At 41.0% G+C, this 415-nt stretch carries 1 protein-coding gene; it reads right to left on the bottom strand.

Going from position 1 to position 415, the window contains the following annotated elements; all coding sequences use genetic code 11:
- Window positions 1-68: 68 nt before the first annotated feature.
- Window positions 69-415 (bottom strand): RNB domain-containing ribonuclease (locus A6F49_RS14400; protein ID WP_043056576.1); only part of this gene is annotated, 347 nt, incomplete at its 5' end.

Raw genomic sequence — 415 nt, 5'->3', positions numbered from 1 at the left:
AAGAAATGGACTGACACCGGCTAGAATTCAAGTTCATCGACAAAGTGATGCTTGAGAGGTTCTGCTGGTTAGAATTCGTCTGCACCCCGTGGTGCCTCAATGGCAAGTTCTTCGCGCTTGGCAGGATGTTCAGCTAGCTCAGGCAATCTGCCTTCGCAATGCGTCACTTCTTTGTTATCCATTGATTTCTCAATTAAATACTTACGGATTAAACGATGAACTGTTAAATCAGGATAACGTCTAATTGGTGATGTAAAATGCGTATAATATTCAGCTGATAAGCCAAAATGTCCCAAGTTCACATCATCATAATGCGCTTGTTGCATTGAACGCAACATCATTGTTGAAATGACCATTTGTTCAGGTCGACCTTCTACTTCTTCTTGAACCTTTTGAAGTGTTGTTGGATGAATAT

Origin of the sequence: Enteractinococcus helveticum (assembly GCF_001657475.1) — a bacterium.
GTDB lineage: Bacteria > Actinomycetota > Actinomycetes > Actinomycetales > Micrococcaceae > Yaniella > Yaniella helvetica.
The sequence above is the reverse complement of the archived record's forward strand: the minus strand, read 5'-3'. Positions and strand labels throughout refer to the sequence as shown.